At 65.6% G+C, this 21,082-nt stretch carries 21 protein-coding genes; 8 read left to right on the forward strand and 13 right to left on the reverse strand.

What is annotated here, in order from left to right; genetic code table 11:
• Positions 1-140: 140 nt before the first annotated feature.
• The 7 genes from argC to G6P88_RS00540 form a co-directional block, all read right to left on the reverse strand.
• Positions 141-1,082 carry an N-acetyl-gamma-glutamyl-phosphate reductase gene (gene argC, locus G6P88_RS00510; RefSeq protein WP_165321337.1) on the reverse strand — a complete coding sequence of 314 codons (942 nt, stop codon included), beginning with the start codon at positions 1,080-1,082 and terminating at the stop codon, positions 141-143.
• Entirely contained in the window at positions 1,079-1,894 is an 816-nt protein-coding gene (locus tag G6P88_RS00515; RefSeq protein ID WP_226946665.1) for a C40 family peptidase, read from the reverse strand. Before G6P88_RS00515 ends, argC begins: the two co-directional genes overlap by 4 nt.
• Before the next feature lie 73 nt (positions 1,895-1,967).
• Positions 1,968-2,297 (reverse strand): MarR family winged helix-turn-helix transcriptional regulator, encoded by a 330-nt coding sequence (locus tag G6P88_RS00520; protein WP_165321339.1) that lies wholly within the window; start codon positions 2,295-2,297, stop codon positions 1,968-1,970.
• A 130-nt stretch (positions 2,298-2,427) separates the two neighbouring features.
• Positions 2,428-3,816: a leucyl aminopeptidase family protein gene (locus tag G6P88_RS00525; RefSeq protein ID WP_165321340.1), complete on the reverse strand. Its 1,389-nt coding sequence runs from the start codon at positions 3,814-3,816 to the stop codon at positions 2,428-2,430.
• Positions 3,817-3,824: 8 nt separating this feature from the next.
• Positions 3,825-4,208 carry a PaaI family thioesterase gene (locus G6P88_RS00530; RefSeq protein ID WP_165321341.1) on the reverse strand — a complete coding sequence of 128 codons (384 nt, stop codon included), beginning with the start codon at positions 4,206-4,208 and terminating at the stop codon, positions 3,825-3,827.
• Positions 4,208-4,627, reverse strand: a complete 420-nt coding sequence (locus G6P88_RS00535) for a PaaI family thioesterase (protein WP_165321342.1) — start codon at positions 4,625-4,627, stop codon at positions 4,208-4,210. Before G6P88_RS00535 ends, G6P88_RS00530 begins: the two co-directional genes overlap by 1 nt.
• A gap of 71 nt (positions 4,628-4,698) precedes the next feature.
• Positions 4,699-6,645, reverse strand: a complete 1,947-nt coding sequence (locus G6P88_RS00540) for a potassium transporter Kup (RefSeq protein WP_165321343.1) — start codon at positions 6,643-6,645, stop codon at positions 4,699-4,701.
• Positions 6,646-6,847: 202 nt separating this feature from the next.
• Between G6P88_RS00540 and purC the strand changes: the two genes are divergently transcribed.
• The 3 genes from purC to G6P88_RS00555 all read left to right on the forward strand — a co-directional run bounded on the left by purC (position 6,848) and on the right by G6P88_RS00555 (position 9,469).
• A complete protein-coding gene (gene purC, locus G6P88_RS00545) occupies positions 6,848-7,624 on the forward strand; it encodes a phosphoribosylaminoimidazolesuccinocarboxamide synthase (RefSeq protein WP_165321344.1) in 777 nt (258 codons plus the stop codon).
• Between the two features lie 148 nt (positions 7,625-7,772).
• Positions 7,773-8,444 carry an RBBP9/YdeN family alpha/beta hydrolase gene (locus G6P88_RS00550; protein WP_165321345.1) on the forward strand — a complete coding sequence of 224 codons (672 nt, stop codon included), beginning with the start codon at positions 7,773-7,775 and terminating at the stop codon, positions 8,442-8,444.
• 215 nt (positions 8,445-8,659) lie between these two features.
• On the forward strand, positions 8,660-9,469 hold the full coding sequence (locus G6P88_RS00555; protein ID WP_165321346.1) for a ferredoxin--NADP reductase: 810 nt from the start codon (positions 8,660-8,662) through the stop codon (positions 9,467-9,469).
• A gap of 71 nt (positions 9,470-9,540) precedes the next feature.
• Here G6P88_RS00555 and G6P88_RS00560 read toward each other — a convergent pair whose 3' ends face one another.
• Together G6P88_RS00560 and G6P88_RS00565 are read right to left on the reverse strand one after the other, a co-directional pair.
• Positions 9,541-9,741 carry a hypothetical protein gene (locus G6P88_RS00560; protein ID WP_165321347.1) on the reverse strand — a complete coding sequence of 67 codons (201 nt, stop codon included), beginning with the start codon at positions 9,739-9,741 and terminating at the stop codon, positions 9,541-9,543.
• A 182-nt stretch (positions 9,742-9,923) separates the two neighbouring features.
• Entirely contained in the window at positions 9,924-11,852 is a 1,929-nt protein-coding gene (locus G6P88_RS00565) for a M61 family metallopeptidase (protein WP_165321348.1), read from the reverse strand.
• A 188-nt stretch (positions 11,853-12,040) separates the two neighbouring features.
• On the opposite strand from G6P88_RS00565, the gene parC reads away from it, so the two are divergent.
• Together parC and G6P88_RS00575 are read left to right on the forward strand one after the other, a co-directional pair.
• Positions 12,041-14,311, forward strand: coding sequence for a DNA topoisomerase IV subunit A (gene parC, locus G6P88_RS00570; protein WP_165321349.1), 2,271 nt, complete (start codon positions 12,041-12,043; stop codon positions 14,309-14,311).
• 78 nt (positions 14,312-14,389) lie between these two features.
• A complete protein-coding gene (locus G6P88_RS00575; RefSeq protein ID WP_226946666.1) occupies positions 14,390-16,144 on the forward strand; it encodes a putative bifunctional diguanylate cyclase/phosphodiesterase in 1,755 nt (584 codons plus the stop codon).
• Here G6P88_RS00575 and G6P88_RS00580 read toward each other — a convergent pair.
• The 4 genes from G6P88_RS00580 to G6P88_RS00595 form a co-directional block, all read right to left on the reverse strand.
• Positions 16,120-17,325 (reverse strand): CCA tRNA nucleotidyltransferase, encoded by a 1,206-nt coding sequence (locus G6P88_RS00580; protein ID WP_165321351.1) that lies wholly within the window; start codon positions 17,323-17,325, stop codon positions 16,120-16,122. The two genes, G6P88_RS00575 and G6P88_RS00580, sit on opposite strands and share 25 nt — an antisense overlap.
• Positions 17,322-17,933 carry a CoA pyrophosphatase gene (locus tag G6P88_RS00585; protein WP_165321352.1) on the reverse strand — a complete coding sequence of 204 codons (612 nt, stop codon included), beginning with the start codon at positions 17,931-17,933 and terminating at the stop codon, positions 17,322-17,324. The genes G6P88_RS00580 and G6P88_RS00585 overlap by 4 nt, the downstream gene beginning before the upstream one ends.
• Positions 17,930-18,496, reverse strand: a complete 567-nt coding sequence (locus G6P88_RS00590) for a DUF1285 domain-containing protein (RefSeq protein ID WP_165321353.1) — start codon at positions 18,494-18,496, stop codon at positions 17,930-17,932. Before G6P88_RS00590 ends, G6P88_RS00585 begins: the two co-directional genes overlap by 4 nt.
• Positions 18,497-18,557: 61 nt before the next feature.
• A complete protein-coding gene (locus G6P88_RS00595; protein WP_165321354.1) occupies positions 18,558-19,103 on the reverse strand; it encodes a GNAT family N-acetyltransferase in 546 nt (181 codons plus the stop codon).
• 23 nt (positions 19,104-19,126) lie between these two features.
• Between G6P88_RS00595 and G6P88_RS00600 the strand changes: the two genes are divergently transcribed.
• The 3 genes from G6P88_RS00600 to G6P88_RS00610 all read left to right on the forward strand — a co-directional run bounded on the left by G6P88_RS00600 (position 19,127) and on the right by G6P88_RS00610 (position 21,079).
• Positions 19,127-19,822: a glutathione S-transferase family protein gene (locus tag G6P88_RS00600; RefSeq protein ID WP_226946667.1), complete on the forward strand. Its 696-nt coding sequence runs from the start codon at positions 19,127-19,129 to the stop codon at positions 19,820-19,822.
• Positions 19,823-19,913: 91 nt separating this feature from the next.
• Positions 19,914-20,681, forward strand: coding sequence for an SDR family oxidoreductase (locus G6P88_RS00605; RefSeq protein WP_165321355.1), 768 nt, complete (start codon positions 19,914-19,916; stop codon positions 20,679-20,681).
• Positions 20,681-21,079 carry a dihydroneopterin aldolase gene (locus G6P88_RS00610; RefSeq protein WP_165321356.1) on the forward strand — a complete coding sequence of 133 codons (399 nt, stop codon included), beginning with the start codon at positions 20,681-20,683 and terminating at the stop codon, positions 21,077-21,079. Before G6P88_RS00605 ends, G6P88_RS00610 begins: the two co-directional genes overlap by 1 nt.
• The last annotated feature ends 3 nt before the right edge of the window (positions 21,080-21,082 follow it).

The raw sequence follows: 21,082 nt of genomic DNA on the forward strand, positions 1-21,082 counted from the left end.
CATACTATTTAGAGCGAACCGCAGTTTGGCTATCGCGGTTCAGTTCTGCTGTGGCGACGCCTCGTTCCTCAACAGCGCGCCGTGAGCTCTGCCCAAAATTAGTATGCTGTCCCCATTTTTCCGTTTTGACGAACACGGGATTACAGCCGCAGACCCGTCGCCTCCGGCAGGCCCAGCGCGATGTTGAGGTTCTGGACGGCGGCGCCGGCGGCGCCCTTGCCGAGATTGTCGAGCAGCGCGACCACGCGGGCCTGGCCGGCTTTTTCGTCCGCATAGACATAGACGCCGAGGCGGTCGGTGCCCGCCGCCTGTTCGATCAACAGCGCTGAGGGGCGATCCTCGTGGACGCGGACGATCTGGCTGCCCTCATAGGCGGCCGCCAGCGTGTCGTGGAGCGCGGCGCCGCTCGGGCGACCGGGGATGAGGTGCAGGTGGAGTGGTACCTCGACCAGCATGCCGCGATAGGTGCGCGCGACCGAGGGGAAGAAGATCGGCGGGTGATCGAGCCCGGCATGGCGCTGCATCTCGGGCACATGCTTGTGGCCGAGGCCGAGCGCATAGGCCCGGAAGGCGCTGTCGGTGGCGTCGGCGGACGCCGCATCCTCGTACATCGCGATCATTGCCTTGCCGCCACCCGAATAGCCAGAGGCGGCGTTGACCGACAGCGGCGTCGAGGCAGGCAGCAGGCCGGCGCGGACCAGCGGGCGAACGAGCGCCAGGAAGCCGGTGGGGTAGCAGCCGGGGTTCGAGATGCGCCGTGCCTCGGCGAGCCTCTCCCGTTGGCCCGGGTCGAGCTCGGCAAAGCCATAGGCCCAGCCCTCGGCGGTGCGGTGCGCGGTCGACGCGTCGATCACGCGGGTATCGGGATTGGAGATGAGCGAGACCGCTTCGCGCGCAGCATCGTCGGGCAGGCACAGCACGACCGCGTCGGCCCCGTTCAGCGCCTCTGCGCGGGCGGCCGGGTCCTTGCGCCGTTCTTCTGCGATCGTGATGATCTCGATATCGCTGCGCCCGGCGAGCCGGTCCGCAATTTCGAGCCCGGTGGTGCCGGCGGCACCGTCGATGAAGACCTTCGCGGTCATGATGCAAGTCTCCGCCGGCTCAGGATCGGCCGGTCATGGTTGGGCTTGAGCCTGGCGACGACGTCGGCCAGCGGCTCGATCACGACGCCCATCCAATGGGCGTTGGCATGGATAAGGCGGCTGTCGTCGACCATCAGGCCGACATGGCCGGGGAAGCTGATGACGTCGCCGCGCATCAGCGGGGCGTCCTCGGGAAGGCTCGAGCCGATCGTGTCGCGCTGCATGTCGGTGTCGCGGGGCGCGGCATGTCCGGCCGCAGCCAGCGAGATCTGCACCAGGCCGGAGCAGTCGATCCCACCGCCGCCGCGCCCGCCCCACAGATAGGGCATGCCTAGGCAGAGTTCCGCGACTTCCACCGGGTCGGGAACGCAGTCGCCGACGGGCGCTAGGTGGTGCAGATGGATGAAGCCCTGCTCGGTTCGCAGGAAGCTGCCGTCAACGGTCCCCTGTATGCACGCAGAAAGGGGCAGGCTGGCAATCACCGGCGACTTGATCGAAGCATCGGCGAAGACCAGTGCCTCGCGGACCGAAACCCGGTGGGTCGGCTCGGTCGGCGTACCCAGCAGATCCGCCAGCACATAGCCGACATAATGGTCGTGGAGCGAATAGCCCCAGGCCCAGCCGGAGGCGATTTCAAGCGCTGCGAAACCCTCGCCGGGCAGAAGCTGCGACACCGCTTCTGCGGCGTTCGAGGGGGCCTGCCGCATGAACGCGGTGGCCGTGGCCGAGCGGATCAGCGGAGCCGCATAATGCGGCGCGAACAGCCGGCCGGCGAGGGCGACATCGGCGATGTCCGGCCGGCAGGCGTTCACCCGCTTGTCGATAAGCTGCGTCGGACCCGCGAGGCTGAAGGTCGAGAGCGGTGGCGTGTGACCGGCGGTGGTGTCAGCCTCCCATCTTCTCGATGTCGATGGATTTTCCGAAGGCATCGAGGAAGGCAGCCCCTTTTTCCGTCTTGGCGACAAAGATGTTGCGACGGTCATTATCGTCGCGTTCCCGGCGCAGATAGCCGAGCGACCCCAATGTGTTCAAGGCGCGCGTTATCACAGGTTTCGACACGCCGAGCTGCTGCGCCAATCCGCGCACGGTGTGGGGCCCCGGCGTGATATAGCTGATGAGCAAAAGGGCCATCTGGCGATTGGTCAGGTCGGGCTGCCCCGAACGGACATAGGCGACCAGAGCGCGCATCCATTGGGAGAGCTGGTTATCGGACATATCGTGCTCGTCTCGTTCCTCAGGGCAGGATCCGGGTTGGTCCCTGCGCTGAGAACGCGCCCATGACGCTTTCGTTTCACCGCCGATTTACGCGGTGACCCCTTTTGTCGTCGGAGCAGTCCATTCTGGCTCAGTCTTCGCTAAATCGCGCTTTCAAAAGGGCAAAAGCGCAGCGAAGGCCCAGCGCGTCGCCGCCCTTCGGACGGCCCGGTTTTGGTGCGGGTCGCCAGGCGAATGTGTCGAAATGCGCCCAGGGCAGGCCGTCCGGTACGAAGCGCTGCAGGAACAGCGCGGCCGTGACGGCGCCGGCCATCCCGCCTTCCCCGGCATTGTTGATGTCGGCCACGCCCGACTTGAGCATGTCGGCATAGTCCGACCACAGCGGCAGGCGCCAATGCGGGTCCGCCACCGCCACCGCCGCCGCTGCAAGATCGGCCGCCAGCGGATCGTCGTTGCAGAACAGGGCAGGCAGATCGGGACCGAGGGCTACGCGTGCGGCGCCGGTCAGAGTCGCGAAATCGACCATCAGCACGGGCTTGTCCTCGCCCGCCCGCGTCAACGCGTCGCCGAGCACGAGACGCCCTTCGGCATCGGTGTTGCCGATCTCGACCGACAGACCCTTGCGGCTGCGCAGGACATCTCCCGGACGGAAGGCGTTGCCGGCAACGGCATTTTCCACGGCGGGGATCAGCAGATGGAGTCGGACCGGGAGCTTCGCCTCCATCACCAGCTGGGCGAGGGCGAGGGCATGGGCGGCGCCGCCCATGTCTTTCTTCATCAGCAGCATCGCCGAAGAGGGCTTCAGGTCGAGTCCGCCGGAGTCGAAGCAGACACCCTTGCCGACGATCGCCACCCGGGGGTGGGCGGCATTGCCCCATTCGCACTCGATCAAGCGGGGCGCGCGATCACGGCTTGCGGCGCGCCCGACCGCCGCGATCATCGGATAGTCGCGCTCAAGCGCGTCCCCCTGCGTCACGCGGAACTCTGCGCCGTAGCGGCGGGCAACGCGTTCCGCCGCGTCGGCCAGTTCGGAAGGCCCCATGTCCTGGGCGGGCGAATCGACCAGATCGCGGACCAGCGCCACCGCTTCGGCCAGCGCGAGAGTCTCTGCCATGCCCTTGAGGTCGCGGGTCAACAGGATGCGGGCGGGTGTGGGATCGGGTTTGGACAGATAGCGGTCGAACCGATGCTGGGCCAGCAACCAGCCCAGGGCGCCGGCGCCTGGCCCGTCGCCGTCGATGCGATAGGTTCCGGCTGGGAGCTTGGCCGTCACTGCTGCGATGTCCCAGGGCCCGGGCGTCTTGGCGACTCCATAGGCGACCGACCAGTCGTCGTCCTGCCGACCGGGGAGGATGGCAATTTCCCCCGGCTTGGCCCGGAACTGCGCGGCGGCGCACAGGGCGCGGGCGGCAGGCGACTGGCGGAGCAGCCATGAGTCGAGGCCATCGACCGTGACCGGCACCAATGCATGGGCGGTCTGGCCGCGATCGGCCTGAAGAAGGGCGGCGAAATCGGTCATGGTGGTTCCTAGCGGTCGAGCAGGATGTGCATGCGGGCCGTCGCGATCGGCTTCGACCGGTCGTCCTGCCAGCAGACGGCGCTGGCATTGGCGACGCGCTTGCCCACGCGGACCACCTGGGCGACGGCATGGGTGTCGGTCATCAGCCCGCCCCGCAGATAATCGACGGCGATGTTGATCGGCTTGAGGCGCGGCATCGCCGCCTGATCCCGCAATTCCTGGCTGAGGGCCTCATAGCAGGCCATTTCGAGCAGGCCGGCGATCACGCCGCCGTGGAGGAAGCCCGGTCGGCCCTCGATCTCGTCATGCCAGCCGATGGTGATGATCGGTTCGCCCGTCGCGGTGTTCCGCCGCGCACCGATCATGTTCGCATAAGGGGAGGTAAAGCTCATCAGTCGCCCGTGAAGAAGAAGGTGGCAAGCGCATGGGCGACGGGATCCTCGGGATCGCCGTCATGGGCCAGGCAGCGGACGAAGGCGACGTTCCGCGCGACCCGGTAGCAGGTCGCCCGCGCGGTGATCGCACGGCCCGGCGGTGCCGCGCGGACATAGTCTATCCGCAGGTCGAGCGTCGCCATGGGCCGGATACGCTTGATCTTCGCGGCGATGGAGAAGCCGCAGGCGCTGTCGATCAGCGATATGATCGGGCCGGAGGCGAGCACCCCATTTTCTGCGTTCATCGCAAGCGACGGCTTGTAGTCGAAGCCGAGTTCCGCCCAGTCGTCGCCATGGGCCACGTAGCGCAGGCCGAGCTGACCGGCATGGCCGGCCATCATCCGCTCGAACCGGCTGAGATCGAGAGTGTCAGACATGTAGCCATGGCATAGGGCCTTGTCGGTCCGACGCAATCCCCGCGTGACGGGGAGGCGAGCCGATCCCCCGGTCAGATCGTCGTCTGCGATCCCAGTTCGACGACCCGGTTCGCCGGAATGCGAAAGAAATCCGTGGGATCGGACGCGTTCCGATACAGGAATATGAACAGCAAATCCTGCCAGAAGGGCATGCCGCTATGCTTGGATGGACGCAGCGTGGACCGGCCGATGAAGTAGCTCGTCTGCATCGGCTCGAGCTTGTTGTCGCCATGGCGCAGCGCGAAGGCGAGGTCCCGCGGTATGTCGGGGCTCTCCATGAAGCCGTAGCTGAGCACCGCGCGCGTGAAATTCTCGTCGATGTTGGTCATGTCCAGCCGCTTCGCCGGCGATACGGCGGGGGTGTTGACCGTGTTGATCGTGAGGGCGAGGTTGCGCTCGTGCAGGATCTTGTTGTGCTTCAGGTTGTGGAGCAGCGCGCTGGGAGCCGCCTCCATGTCCGACGACAGGAAGATCGCCATGCCCGGCACGCGCTCGGGCGGGCGGGCGCGCAGCATTCGGGCCAGTTCGTCGAGTTCGATCGACTGGCTCTGATCGATCGACAGCAGCAGCTTGCGGCCACGCACCCAGGTGGCGATCAGCACCGCCACGCCGAGCGCGATGATCAGCGGCACCCAGCCGCCTTCATAGATGCGCAGGACGTTGGCGCCGAAGAAGAAGATGTCGAGCAACAGCAGCGGCACGATCACGCCGAGGGTCAGCGGCAGGCTCCATCCCCAGGTCCGCCGTACGACCAGGAAGCCCAGGCAGGTGGTGACCACCATCGTGCCCGAGACGGAGATGCCATAGGCCGCCGCCATCGCCGATGACGAGCCGAAGCCGAGCACCAGGATGAGGACGCCGGCCAGCAGGAAATTGTTGATCGCGGGCAGATAGATCTGGCCGGCATCGGTCGCCGAGGTCTGGCTGATCTTCAGACGCGGCAGGAGGCCGAGCTGGATCGCCTGCCGGGTCAGCGAATAGGCGCCGGTGATCACCGCCTGGCTGGCGATGACGGTCGCGCAGGTCGCGAGCAGCACCAGCGGGATGCGCGCTGCGCCGGGCGCCATCAGGAAGAACCAGTCCTGATTGGTGAACTCGGTGCCGCGGGCGGCTGCCTGCTCGAGCGCATTCAGCGCGAAGGCGCCCTGGCCGAGATAGTTGAGGGCGAGCGCGGGGAAGACGATGAACAGCCATCCCGTCCGGATCGGCTGGACGCCGAAATGCCCCATGTCGGCGGTCAATGCTTCCGCACCGGTGACGGTCAGGAACACCGCACCGATGACGAACAGGCCCGTGGCGCCATGATTGGCCATGAACAGCACGCCATTATGGGGTGACAGCGCCAGCAGAATGCCGGGCTCGTCGGCGATGTGGATCAGTCCGATCGCGCCGATCGTGACGAACCAGACCAGGCAGACCGGACCGAAGAGCCGCCCCACGATGGCGGTTCCGCGCGACTGGATCAGGAACAATGCGATGAGAATGGAGCAGGTTATGACGATGATCGTGCCGCGGGAAATGGCGTGCTCGAAGCCGGGGATCGTCTTGAGACCCTCCACCGCAGACAGCACCGAGAGCGCGGGAGTGATCGCCCCGTCACCATAGAAGAGCGCCGCACCTATCGCGCCCAGGGCGAGGACGAACGTCCGGCGCTTGCGCGTCGATCGCTGAGCCAGCGCCATCAATGCGAGGACGCCGCCCTCGCCATTATTGTCGGCGCGCATCAGGAAGAGGACATATTTGCAGGTCACGACGAGGATCAGCGCCCACAAGGCGAGGCTGAGCACGCCCAGTATCTCGCCTGCGACGATGCCGTCATTTGCAGCCTGCGACAGCGCCTCCCGAAAGGCGTAGATGGGGCTGGTGCCGATATCACCGAAGACGACGCCGAGTGCGCCCAGCGTCAAGGCGGCCTTGTCGTTCCTGCTCAGCCGGCTGTTTCCGGTCGCATCCTCGACGTTGGCAACGTCATTTCGCATGTCCATGCCCCAAAGCGGCAGATTCGCGCCGATTAGGAGCCTGCACCGCCGAATGCACGCAGAATCTTTGGTGGGCGACGCATTGATTGCTTGCCATCGGCAATCGCTGTAAAGGCTTTTTCGAACTGCCTCGGTGGCGCGTCCGAATCGACGTTGTCTCCGGGGCTTCTCTATTTCCCGTGCCCCCCGGAGGCCCTAATCGATGACCCGCCGCCGCCAGATCTACGAAGGCAAGGCCAAGATTCTTTATGAAGGCCCAGAACCCGGCACTCTGATCCAGTATTTCAAGGACGATGCCACCGCCTTCAACGCGCAGAAGAAGGGTACGATCAACGGCAAGGGCGTCCTCAACAACCGTATTTCCGAGCATATCTTCACGATGCTCGGGACGATCGGCGTTCCGACGCACTTCATCCGCCGCCTGAACATGCGCGAGCAGCTGATCCGCCAGGTCGAGATCGTTCCGATCGAGGTGGTCGTGCGTAACGTCGCGGCCGGATCGCTGACCAAGCGGCTCGGTATCGAGGAGGGGACGCAGCTGCCCCGCACGATCATCGAATATTATTACAAGGACGACGCCCTCGGCGACCCGATGGTGGCCGATGAGCATATCGCCTGCTTCGGCTGGGCCAGCCAGGAAGAGATGCACGACATCGCCGATATGGCGATCCGCGTGAATGATTTCATGTGCGGCCTGTTCGCCGGCATCGGCATCCGTCTGGTCGATTTCAAGCTCGAATTCGGCCGCTTCTGGGACAATGACTATAGCCGCGTCATTCTCGCCGACGAGATCAGTCCCGACGGCTGCCGGCTGTGGGACATGGCGACCGGCGAAAAGCTCGACAAGGACCGTTTCCGCCAGGATCTGGGCGGCGAAGTCGAGGCCTATCAGGAGATTGCGCGCCGGCTGGGCCTGATGCCCGAAGGCGAGAACATGATCCTGGATCTCGAGAGCCACCGCAAGAACCGCGGTAAGTGAAGCGTGCTACGGAGCGGCCCGGAATGGGCCGCTCCCGTTTCGGCGCACGCCCGGTGCGGCTGGCCGCAGGCTGATTTACAACTACTCCGATAGAGATACCGTGCCGCTACGGAAGCCCTGAACCACAGGGCGAGTCGTGGAGGCTTGCATGCCGGCCGACCGTTTCGATCATGCGCCGTCGGAGCCGACAGTGCTTTTGCTGCCGGACTTCGATTATGGACCCGGCGACTATTGGCAGGATGATTGGGTCCGTCGGCGGCTCGATTGCCAGAAAGTCGATCTTGGTCACGCGCGCATACCGCGCCGAAACGCGCTCGTATCCTGGCTCGACCGGCACGTACGGACGGTGCCCGGCCCCCTTTTCCTCGTCGGTCATGGCATCGGCGCCCTGGCGGTGGCCGCCTGGTCGAGCCTCATGAGCATGGAGAGCGAGGCCACGATCGTCGGCGCGCTTCTGGTCGCACCCAATGATCCCCATAATGGGGAGGACAGGCGGCTCGACGATTTCCTGCCCTTGCCCAACGATATATTTCCTTTCCCCGGCCTCGTCGTCGCCAGCGACGACGATCCGCACCTCGGCACGGACCGAGGCTTCAGTCTCGCCCGGCAATGGGGATGCGGTTTCGCGCGCATGCCGGGATGCGGGCATTTCCGACCGATCGACGGGATCGGCCGCTGGCAGCAAGGGGAGGAACTGCTCGACCAGTTCCTGGGCCTGATCGGCCCGGGCACATCGCGCCATCCTGTCCGCGCCGCCGATCTCGAACGCTCTTGCGCGCCGCCGCCGTGGCTCGACCGGCGGTCCGCAATTCGTCCCTGAGTCGAGACGAGACTCTCGCCGGGGACGGCGCCTCGCCTCGCCCATTTCCAACTCCGGAGAAGTGGGCGAGGCGTTGCGACAGCAATGCTGACCCGTGACAAGATTAGCTGTGGCGCACCCAATGAAAAGGGGTGTGGCAAGCATGGCCCTTGGGCTCTATGGGACGCGTCCTGAGCCAAGGATCGGCAAGCAGCGGGTTTGAAAGGAACGACGTAATGAGCAGCCGTACGGAAGCGGTGAAGATCGCCCCGAACGACGCCTTCAACATCCAGACCGTCCTCTGGGTGAAGCATTGGAACGAACATCTCTTCAGCTTCGCTGTCGATCGGCCCGCCTCGTTGCGCTTCCGTTCGGGCGAGTTCGTGATGATCGGTCTTCCGACAGAGGCGCGGCCGCTGCTGCGCGCCTATTCGATCGCGAGCCCCTCTTATGCCGACGAGATCGAATTTCTCTCGATCGCCGTCGAGGACGGGCCGCTCACCTCGCGCCTGCGCCATATCATTCCCGGCGACGAGATCTATGTCGCGCGTAAGACGACGGGGACGCTCGTCGCCGATGCACTGACCCCCGGCAAGCGACTGTTCCTGCTGGCCACCGGCACCGGCCTGGCACCTTTCCTGTCGATCATGCGCGATCCCGATATCTATGAGCGCTATGAGCAGGTCGTCATCGTTCACAGCGTTCGCCATCTCAGCGACCTCGCCTTCCGCGACGTGCTTGAAAGCCGCCTGGCTGGCGACCCGCTGGTCGAGGAAGAGGCCGCTGCGAAGTTCCGCTATGTGCCCATCGTCACCCGTGAGCCGTTCCCGCGCCAGCAGCGTATCACCACGCTGATGGAAAATGGCGGGCTGTTCGATGGGGTCGACGGCGAGCCTCGCCTCGACCCGGCGACCGACCGGGTGATGATGTGCGGCAGCATGGACATGATCCGCGACTGTTCCGCCATTCTGGAACGCCTGGGCTTCGAGGAAGGCTCGAACGCCAAGCCGGCGGATTATGTGATCGAAAAGGCCTTCGTCGGCTGATCGGCCCGGTCATGCGTTCGCCGCCGGCTTCCGGTGGCGGACGCGAGGCCCGATTTCGCAATCATCGCGCTTCAGAGCGGGTCCGGTATATCGAGCATATTCGGCTCTGGCAGATCGAGGCCCGCCTCGCGCGATTGCAGCCGGTAGCTTTCGGCGACCCGCATATGTCGGTCGCGGCTTTCGCGTGAGCCGGCGTTCCGCGCGGCGTTGATCGCTTCCCAATAGCGCCAGCGCAGATATTCGCCGTCGTCGGCACCCTCTACGATGATCACGTCGACGCAACACCCATTCCACTTGAAGAGCGGGGGCAATAGGGGGCGGGCAGGCGCTTTCCAATTAGACCATTGTCGAACCTGCATATTTGCAAGAAAACAGTGGTCCGGGCCTGTTCTGCGCGACGCTTTCCTGCTTCTGGTGCAATGCGCGCGATGACGTCCCGCGCATCGTCCGACCGCTATTCCTTCGGCTTGAGCAGGTCGTCGAGCCATCCCGATCGCGAACCCGTCCGCTCGAGGCGCGGATAGCGATTGCCGCCGAAATAGGGGATGCTGACGACGCGATACTGGTCGCCGCGCCGGATGATCATCTCGATCGGCTTCTTCGTCGTTACGGCAGCGTCGATCAGGGCGGTCAGGCGCCCGGCGTCGAACGCCTCGCCTTCGACCGCGACGATATTGTCATTGTTGGTGAGGCCCGCCGCGAAGGCCGGGCTGTCCCACATCACCTGTTCGATGCTTCGATCCGCGGAATCGATCACGAGGCCGAGCGAATAGCTATAATCGGCGATCTTGCGCCGCCTTTCTTCGGTCCGCCAATAGCTGGTGGGCGTGCGCGTATAGACGAGGCGGTATCCGCCGCGGTCGATCCAGTCGAGCGGCGCATGGTCGCGTCGGCGCTCGACCCGGCTGCTGAGGAACTCCCGCCAGTCATAGGGGACGATCGCATTGAGCGTCGCGACGACCTCGTCCAGCGTATAGGGCAGGGTACCCCAGTCGCCATCGCGCATGCCGAAAAAGGCCCGTGCGAAATCGTCGAGCGATTTCCGGCCTTTGGTCAACGTCCGTATCTGCATGTCCGCATCCAGCCAGATGAGCATGCCCTCCGCATAATAATCCTCCGATCGCTGCAGACTCGTCCAGGGCTGAGGACGGCGGGCAGCGATGATCGGATCGTTGGTGGTGTCGATCAGCGGCCGCCAGCGGCGGCCAGGGCGGTTGTCCAACTGAGCGGCGATCATCGCGAAGGCGGCCAGCGTGTCGTCGGGCGATACCAGTCCCGAACGCGCCTGCAGCAGATAGCCCCAATATTGGGTCTGCCCTTCATAGACCCAGAGCAGCGAGTTGCGCATAGGCGTATTGAAATCCGGCGTGTAAAGGTCGGCGCCGCGCCGATATTTGCCGTTCCAGCTATGGGCATATTCGTGAGGAAGCAGGTTGCGCCTCGCGGTCTGCTCGTCCCAGCGCGTGAAATATCCGGTCGCCACGCCATTCTCGCTCGAGCGCTGATGCTCGAGGCCGATACCGCCCAGCCGGTCGGTGATCGACAGCAGGAATTCGTAGCGGTCATAATGTTCGGCGCCGAACAGGCGGACCGCCTGATCGACGAGGTTGCGGTGCAGAGCGATCTGCTCGTCGCTGGCGCGCAATTCGGCAGGACTGTCGCCTGCGATATTCAGCCGAACCTTCGGGCTGAGCATGACCTGTCGGAAATGTGCGCCGGCAAGCATCGGGCTGTCGACGAGCGTCTCGAAATCGACCGGCTTGAAGCGAACCCAGCCATCGGTTTCGCCGGTGTCGGGGGTGAGGGCAGTACCATAGCCCCAGCCGGACGGGAGCTTCGCCGAAGCCGCGACCTGGATGCCGCGCGTGAAATAGCCTGCGGGGTAGAAGGCGACCAGGTTCCACTGCAGGCTCAGCATTTCGCGGGTCATGACCACGCGGCCCTGGCTGGTGCTGACCGGCGAGACATAGTCGAAGCTCAGGTCCAGGCTGGAAACGCCGGGAGGCACGTCGACCGCGATCGCATAGACGTCGACCGGGTCGCGTTTCCAGTCGAGCGGCTTGCCGCCGGCGCTGATCCGGAGGTTGGCGATGTCGTCGATCGGACCGCGCGGCGCATGGTTGCCGGGAAGCCACTGCGGATAGAGAAGATAGAGCGTGCCGGGCTTGTCGACCGGGATGCGCTCCTGCACTGCGAACACGCCGCGTGCGACATCGGTGGCGTCGACCTCGAGCGCGAGCGTCCCCGGGTAGGCGACGTCACGCGGTGCCGGCAGATGGCGCTCGATCGGCAGAGGTTGCGGCCGGCTGTTTTCGGCGGCGGGGGCCGCGACGGCGGCGAGGGAGAGAAGGATCGGCGGGGCAATTCTGCGGTAAAGACGCATCGCGGGGAGTAATCCGTGGTTCCTGATCGGGTTCAACATGCCGCCTGGGCCATGGTTCGTCACCCCGTCGGGCGCGCGGACACATAAAAAAACAGCGATGGCTGCCAATCAGCGGATGCTGTCGAAGCTTGTGATGGAGCCGCGCAAGGCCCTTTCCCCCCGTGCCCCTTAGCCGCTACAGCAACGCAATGACCGATATCGCCGAGCTACCCGACGACAGCATCCGCAACACGCCTTTCGACAGCGCCCTGTCCGACCGCTATCTCGTTTATGCGCTGTCGACGATCACGGCGCGCTCGCTCCCCGATGTTCGCGACGGGTTGAAGCCGGTCCATCGGCGGCTTTTGTGGGCGATGCGCCTGCTGCGGCTGGACCCCAGCGCCGGCTACAAGAAATGCGCGCGCGTGGTCGGCGACGTGATCGGCAAATATCATCCGCATGGCGACCAGTCGGTCTATGATGCGATGGTCCGCCTCGCCCAGAGCTTCTCGCTGCGCTACCCGCTGGTCGACGGCCAGGGCAATTTCGGCAATGTCGACGGCGATAATGCGGCGGCGATGCGCTATACCGAGGCGCGGCTGACGACGGCGGCCGGCGACCTCATGGCCGGACTCGACGAGGGCACGGTCGAGTTCCGACCGACCTACAATGGCGAGGAGGAAGAGCCCGAGATCTTCCCCGGGCTGTTCCCCAATCTTCTCGCCAATGGCGCCAGCGGCATCGCCGTCGGCATGGCGACCTCGATCCCCCCGCATAATGTTGCCGAACTGGTCGACGCCTGCGTGCATCTGATCGACCGGCCCGAAGCCGAGACGTCCGAGCTCCTGCAATATGTTCAGGGACCGGATTTCCCCACCGGCGGGATTCTCGTCGACAGCGCCGCGTCGATCGCGGAGGCCTATGCGACCGGGCGCGGCGCGTTCCGCGTCCGCGCGCGTATCGAACGGATCGACGAGAAGGGGGGCGGCTGGCACCTCGTCGTCAGCGAGATTCCCTATCAGGTCCAGAAGTCCAAGCTGATCGAACAGATCGCGGAGCTGGTGAACGAAAAGAAGCTGCCGATCCTCGCCGACGTTCGCGACGAGAGCGACGAGGATATCCGCATCATTCTCGAACCGCGCAGCCGGACGGTCGATCCCGACATGCTGATGGAGAGCCTGTTCCGCCTGACCGAACTGGAAGTCAGGATCTCGCTCAACCTGAACGTGCTCGACGAACATCGCACACCGATGGTGATGAGCCTGAAGCAGGCGCTGTCCGCCTGGCTGAAGCACCAGTTCGAGGTGCTCGTGCGGCGCTCGCAGCACCGGCTCGCGAAGATCGCCGACCGGATCGAACTGCTCGACGGCTATCTGATCGTTTATCTCAATCTCGACCGGGTCATCCAGATCATCCGCGAGGAGGACGAACCCAAGGCGGTGATGATGGAGGAGTTCGGCCTGAACGACCGTCAGGCCGAAGCGATCCTCAACATGCGGCTGCGCAGCTTGCGCAAGCTCGAGGAGATGGAAATCCGCCGCGAGCGAAATACGCTCGACGCCGAGGCGAAGGAACTCGATGCGCTCGTCGCCAGCCCGGCACGCCAGCGCACGCGGATGAAGCGCGATCTCGCGGCAATGCGCGAGCGCTATGGACCCGAAACGAAGCTTGGCGCGCGGCGCACGTCGGTGTCGGAGGCCGCTCCGGCGCGCGAAATCCCGCTCGAGGCAATGATCGAGCGGGAGCCGGTCACGGTCATCCTCTCCCAGCGGGGATGGATTCGGGCGATGAAGGGCCATCTGGACGATGCGGCGGTGGCTGCGGTGAAGTTCAAGGAGGGCGACGGCCCCGATCACGCGATCCGTGCCCAGACCACCGATCGCATCCTGCTCGCGACCGACCAGGGGCGATTCCATACGCTGCCCGCCGACAAGCTGCCTGGGGGCAGGGGCTTTGGCGAACCGGTCCGGCTGTTCGCCGACATCGAAGCCGATGCCCGCATCATTGCGCTGCTGGCGGCGCGGCCGGGGGCCGAGCTGCTGCTGGCGGCCGCAGACGGCAAGGGCTTCGTGGTGGACATGGCCGATGTGACTGCCGAGACCCGCAAGGGCAAGCAGGTCGTCAATCTTCGTGAAGGCGGGCGGCTGAAGGTCGTTCATTCCATCGCGCCCACCGACGACTATGTCGCGGCGATCGGCGACAACCGGAAGATGGTCGTCTTCCCCCTGTCCGAACTGCCGCGCATGGGCCGCGGACAGGGCGTCGCGATCCAGCGTTACAAGGATGGCGGATTGTCCGACGCTATCAGCTTCCGCCTCGATGACGGGCTCAGCTGGACGATGGGCGGTGAGACCGGGCGGACCCGCACCGAGAGCGACCTGACTCCGTGGCGCGCGGCGCGCGGCGCGGCCGGCCGGATGCCGCCGGTCGGCTTTCCGCGCGACAATCGCTTCCGTCCCCAAGGGTGGACAAAGGCTTAAGGCCTCGGAAACAGAGCATTAACCCTGCGCTGTTAATGCCGATCCACCATGCGGGCGGCAAAAACCCATAGCGAAGAGGTGGCTGAGGCCCCCGGTGGCGATGCCGCCGCCCCGGGAACCATGTTCCCGGCCGCGCTGCAGGAACTGCTGGATACGCCGCGCACGGCGGCGCAGCAGGAGTTCATCGACACGCTGCCGATCGCGATCGCCTTGCTCTGCCTGGCGGAGGGCAAGCCCAGCATATTGGCGAGAAACCGGTCTTTCCTGGAGCTTGCCGGGCGGCGGGCCAGTCCGCCCCCGACGGACAGCGCACGCGAACTCTGCCCGGGGATCGGTTTGCCGCTGGTACCCGAGATTCGCGATTTCCTGGCGTCCGATGAGCGGGAACGCGGTTTCGACATGCAGGAAGGCGACGGCATCAGCGGTCGCCACTTCGCGGTTCGGCTCGTGCGTCTGAGCGGAGGCGACTCGCCCGTGCCGCGGTGCATCCTGTCGCTGATCGATCGGACCCAGCAGGTCGAGGGCGAGCGTTCGTTGCGCACGCAGATGCTGCGCGACAGCCTGACCGGCTTGCCGAATCGCGCGGCATTCGCCGAGCAGGTCGAGAATGCGATGCTGAACTTCGAGACCGAGGGGCGCCAGTTCGCGATATTGCTGATCGACCTCACGCGTTTCAGCCGGGTCAATGAAGGTGTGGGTTCGCTCGCCGGGGATGAACTGATCATCACCGTCGCCCGCCGCCTCGTGTCCACGCTGCGCGCCGGCGACGTACTGGCCCGGCTGGTGGGCGACGAATTCGCGGTGCTGCTCAGCGTGGCCGACGACCCCTCCGAGGCTATGCGCGCGGCGCGCCGCATCCAGGCGTCGCTCGCGACGCCGATCCGCCTGGGCGAGCTCGAGATCAAGATCGACTGCGCCGTCGGCGTGGCGATGATGGCGTCGGCGATCGACGATGCCGAGGACCTGATCCGCAACGCGCAATTCGCCATGAAGCGCGCCAAGGGGTCGGGCCATGCCGAACTCTACCAGGCCTGCGACAGCACCGCAGCGCGCCAGCGCTTCAGCCTCGAGACCGAGCTGCGGCGTGCGATCGAGCGGGACCAGCTGACGCTCGCTTTTCAGCCGCTGATCGAGCTCGCGACGGGCAAGGTCGTCGGATATGAGGCGCTCGCCCGCTGGGACCATGCGGAAAAGGGGCCGATATCGCCCGCCGAGTTCATCCCGGTCGCCGAGGAGTCCGGGCTGATCGTCCAGCTCGGGCGCTGGGCATTGCGCGCCGCCACGCGGACGCTTGCCGAATGGGACCGGATGGCCGGGATGCAGCTGCCCGTCCACATGTCGGTCAACGTGTCGGCGGTGCAGTTTCAGCGCGACGATGTCGTGTCCGCAGTCCAGGCCGCGCTTGCCGAAAGCGGCATCGCCGGAAGCCGGCTCAAGATCGAGCTTACCGAAAGCTGCATCGTCAGCGACCCTTCCGGCATCGCCACGGTTCTTCGCGCGATCCATGACCTCGACGTGATGATCGCCATGGACGATTTCGGGACCGGCTATTCGAGCCTCGCTTATCTCCAGAAGCTGCCGATCGACGTCCTCAAGATCGACCGCAGTTTCATCGCGCCGATGCTGGTCGATCGCGACTCGGTCGCCATCGTGCGCGCGATTCTCGGCCTCGCTTCGGCGCTCGGCATGACCACGACCGCCGAAGGCGTCGAATCGGAGCAGCTGGTCGAAACCCTGATCGGTCTTGGATGCGATGTGGCCCAGGGCTATTATTTTGCCCGCCCGCTGCCCTCCGACCGGGCCTATGCCTATTGGCGCGAGCGCAAGCTCTGATCCACCGCTTGGCGCGCGAGTAGCGTCACGCGCTCACCGTCAGGAAAATCCTCTTCGATCCATTGCCGCTCGATTCGCTGCAGGGTCGCCGCGACGACAGGCCCGGGCTGCAGGCCCATGGCGATCAGTTCGCCTCCGCCCAGCGGCAGGCGCGGTCTTTCCCACCCACTCAGCTGATCGAGGCCGAGATGCTCCGCATCGACCTCTCCGCGCAGCAGCAGATCGATCGCGACATCGTCGCCGAAGCGATAGGCGAGCGCGCGGGCTGGGCCGGTCGCGGCGCTCGCGCCAAGCTCCAGTCGGCGCGTCGCCAGCTTCGAGAGCTTGAGGCGGCGGGCGATGGCAACCGCGGTCTCCGGATCCTGCGGCAGCAGCGCACCGAGGCGGCGCAGGCTATCGGGACGGGTACCGCTCAGCTGCTCGCGTGCGACGAGGCGGGCGAGGCGATCGGCGCCGTCCGTATCGATTTCGGGAATGATCGGACGAAACAGGCCATTGTCGAGCATCAGCGCGATCGTCGGCGCGGGGTTGGTGCCGCCGAGCAGCTTGAGCAGTTCGTCGGCGATCCGTTCGCGCGACAGGGCCATGAGATCGTTCGCCCGCGCAACGCAGGCCTGCATCGCCTCCGCATCCGGCTCTCCCCGGCCGAATCGCTCGTGGAAGCGGAAGAAGCGCAGGATCCGGAGATGATCCTCGGCGATACGGTGCAGGGCGTCGCCGATGAAGCGGACCCTGCCGTCGCGGAGATCGTTGAGTCCGTCGAAATAGTCGAACAGCTCGCCGGTCACAGGATCGGCGGACAGCGCGTTGATGGTGAAGTCGCGGCGTGCCGCATCCTCGCGCCATTCATCCGTGAACGCCACCGTCGCGTGCCGGCCGTCGGTCGACAGATCGCGTCGCAGCGTCGTGACCTCGACCGGGCCGGAGGGAATGAGCGCGGTGACGGTCCCATGGGCAAGACCCGTGGGAATCGCCTTGAAGCCTGCGGCGACGATCCGGTTCATACTCTCCTCGGGACGCCAGCGGGTTGCGCAATCGACGTCCTTCACGGGCAAGCCCAGCAGGCTGTCGCGCACCGCTCCACCGACGAAGCGGATCATTCCGTCCGATGCGCCTAGAGCCTCCATCAGGCGATCGAGCCCTTCGGCGCGGCGCCAGTCCGTATCCGGCAGGCGCGTCATGCCGCGAGCCCTACAGCCGCCCGCAGGCGCGGTGCCATGGCCACGATCAGCCCGGCCGTCACCCCCCAGATGCGCTCGCTGGGCCAGTCGATTTCGAAATAGTGCCGCTCGATCCCGCGCAGCGTGCCGCTCTTCCTCAGATGATGGGCATCTGACAGGAGATGATCGAGAGGGACTTCGAACAGACCGGCAACCTCCGCCTCGTGCGGGCGCAGATCGAGGCCGTCGGGAATGACGCCGATGACCGGCGTGATCAGATAACCCGAGCCGGTGGCGTAGGGGCGCGCCGTGCCGACCACGTCGACGCGGTCTGGCGGCAAGGCGACCTCTTCCCAGGCCTCGCGCAGGGCGCCGTCGATCGGACCGGCATCCTCGGGATCGAGGCGCCCCCCGGGAAACGCCACCTGGCCGGCATGCGCACGGAGCCCGGCGTGGCGGACCGTGAACAACACGCGGGGGCGCGGCGCCTCGATGATCGGCATCAATATGGCGGCGGGCACCAGGCTGCGCAGGTCGGAGACGAGCTCCTCCTGTTCGATGATGGGTTCTTGCTGAAGATCGGGCGCATCCGCCAGGCTCCGGCGGAGCCGTTCGGCCAGACCGCTCATTCGTCCCCCAGGCGGAAGAAGGCCCCGTTGCTCCACAGGCCCACCGGCTCGTTTTCTTCCTCCAAGGCAAGGTCGACCAGGGCATAATAGACCGGCCGGTTGATCAGCGCCTTCAACCCGCCCCGCACCTCCAGATAAGGGTGGGGGCCATCGTCCCGCTGGCATATCTCCAGAGGATGTTCCCGATCCGCAACGACGACGTCGTCCGTGTTCAGGCGGAAGGCCAGGCGACGATCGCGGCCTGAGCCCTCTGACTTCAGTTCGACCGCGAGGAAAGGGGCGTCGTCCACGCCGATCGACAGGCGTTCGGCCGGCGTCACCAGAACATAGCTACCATCCTCCTCGCGCCGGAGGATCGTCGAGAAGAGCCTGACCATCGCCGGGCGGCCGATCGGCGAGCCTTCGTGAAACCAGGTGCCGTCGCGCGCGATGCGCATGTGGCTGTCGCCACAATGCGGCGGATTCCAGCGTTCGACGGGGGGCAGGCGGTTTTCCGCAGCGTAGCGGGCGATCTCCTGCAGCGACGCTGCGGCGAAGTCCGGGGCGGGGTTGCTTTCGGGCATGGCGGCGATGTGCCCCTTAAGCCAGCGCTCTACAAGAGGCGGCTTCCCCCAATATGCGGCATCACGCCGGGCGGAGTTGTCGGTCCGTCGCAGCCGTCGGGAGCATCCGTGGCCGAAGCACGCCTTCTCGCATCACCTTCTGCCCCGGGCGCAGCCGCACCAGCAAACGGTCGCGGTCCACCGGTCCCGGCAGCTCCCAGCCTGCGGTCGCTTCTGCGCGGAAGCCGAAAAAGCGGCCATAATATTCGGCGTCGCCGATGAGCATCATCGGTTCCGAATCCGTGCCGTTCGCCTGTGCCAGGGCGGTATCGACCAGCTTACGGCCGATACCGTCGCGCTGGTGGTCAGGATGGACGGCAACCGGCCCGACGAGGATCAGGGGCTCGACGGCGCCGTCCGGTCCGGCGATCTCGATCGGCCAGCACTGGATGCTGCCCAGCAGCCGCTGTTCCTCGTCGAGCGCGGCAAAGCTGAGCGCCGGGCTGGCGTCCATCCCCTCGCGCAGCCGATAAGCGGTGCGTCCATGTCGGTCGGCGCCGAAGGCAAGGTCGAGCAAATTCTCGACGGCGGACGGAGCGACCGAGGTGAGGGGCACGATGCTGATCAACGCGATTGGGAATCCTTGTTCGGATGGAGCGGCGCCTTTACCGTCTCGCGGCCGAATGTGAAGCAGAATCGGATGATGATTTCATGAAGCTGTTCGACTCCGACTGGGCTCCCAGTCCGCGCCGCGTGCGCATCTTTCTCGCTGAGAAGGGGATCGAGGTCGAACGTGTCGCCGTCGACCTGAGGACGGGCGCTCAGCTCTCGGCCGAATATGCCGCAGTCAATCCGCAGCGGCAGACGCCTGCGTTATTGCTCGACGACGGTACGCTGATCGACGACTCGCTGGGGATATGCCGCTATTTCGAAGCCCTGCATCCCGAACCGTGCCTGTTCGGTCGAACCCCGGCGGAGATCGGCCTCATCGAGGCGTGGCTGCGGCGCATCGAGCATGACGGCTTTCAATCCGTCGCGATCGCGTTCCGCAACAGGGCCCCGGCGTTCGATGGCCGGGCCGTAGGCGGCGAATGGCCACGCATCGAACAAATAGAGGCGCTGGTCGAGCGAGGCCGGCTGATGTGGGGGGCATTCGCGGACGTTCTGGACCGGCGGCTGGAGGGAAGGAGCTTCATTGCCACCGACAGCTTCAGCATGGCTGATATCGCGCTGCTCATCGTGATCGACTTCGGGCTGGCGACACGCTTGGCCGATCCGTTCGAAGGCCGGCCCGCGCTGCGCCGCTGGCACGAGGCCATCTCCGCCCGCCCGTCGGCGAAGGCCTGAGCTGTGGGTGACCTTGTGGACAAGTTGGGGAGCGGCTGTGGATCGGGCATAGCGTGGGGCATGGATCGCAGTCTGGCCGGATGGAATGTCGATGAACGCTGAGTTCGGGGAAAAGAGGACCGCCATTGTCACGGGCGGTGCCAAGCGGATCGGGGCGGAACTGGTGCGGGCGTTGGCAGCGGATGGCTGGACGCCGCTGATCCATTATCGTCACAGCGAGGAAGAGGCGCAGGCGCTGGCGGATAGCTGCCCCGGTGCGCGCATCGTCCAGGCGGACCTTGCCGAGCCGGGTGGGCCGGAGCGCGTGATCGCGGCGCTGGACGGCATGCCGCCCCCGGCCTTGCTGGTGAATAGCGCTTCCGCCTTCGTCTTTGACGCCTTCGACGATTTCAGTATCGAGGCATGGGATATGCACATGGCGGCGAACGCCCGCGGGCCCGCGCTGTTGTCGCGTGCCTTCGCGCAGGCAGTCCCGCCGGGGCAGGGGGCGATGGTCGTCAATATCCTCGACGCCAAGCTTTCCCAGCTCAATCCCGACTTCTTTACCTACACGATATCGAAGATCGCCTTTGCCGGGGTGCACGAGCTTCTCGGCCGCCTGCTTGCGGGGCGGGGGATTCGGGTCAATGCGATCGCACCTTCGGTCACCCTCGTATCCGGTCCGCAGAGCCGCGAGAATTTCGAAAAGGTGCATGCGTTGAACGCACTGGGCAGGGGGATCGAGGTCGGGCAGATCGTCGAAGCGTTGCGTTTCCTGATCGCGGTTCCCACCATCACCGGCCAGACGATCACCCTCGATGGCGGACAACGCTTTCTAGGTCTGTCGCGCGACGTGCAATATCTCGCTCAGGAGGATTGATGAATTTCCCCCAGCTCGACGGCCTCGTGCCCGAGGCCCTGGCGCCGCGCACGCGCCGGATTGTCCTGCGCGATTTTGCGGTGCCGATCGACATCGGCTTCCACGATTTCGAGGTCGGCAACCCGCAGCGCGTTTTCGTGACGGTTGAGGTGTGGCTCGACGAAGCCAGCTTCGCGTCGCGTGACGAGGTCGAGTGCGCCTGGGACTATGACTTCCTGCGGACCGAGATATTGTCGCTGGCCAAGGCTCGTCGCTACAATCTCCAGGAAACGCTGGCGCGCGGGGTCTATGCCCTCGTCGCTGCGCGTGCGGGCGTTACGGCGCTGCGAATCTCGACGAGCAAGCCCGACGTCTATCCGGACTGCGCCTCTGTCGGGGTCGAACTCGCGTCCTTCTGACCT

Origin of the sequence: Rhizorhabdus phycosphaerae, from assembly GCF_011044255.1 — a bacterium.
Taxonomy (GTDB): domain Bacteria; phylum Pseudomonadota; class Alphaproteobacteria; order Sphingomonadales; family Sphingomonadaceae; genus Rhizorhabdus; species Rhizorhabdus phycosphaerae.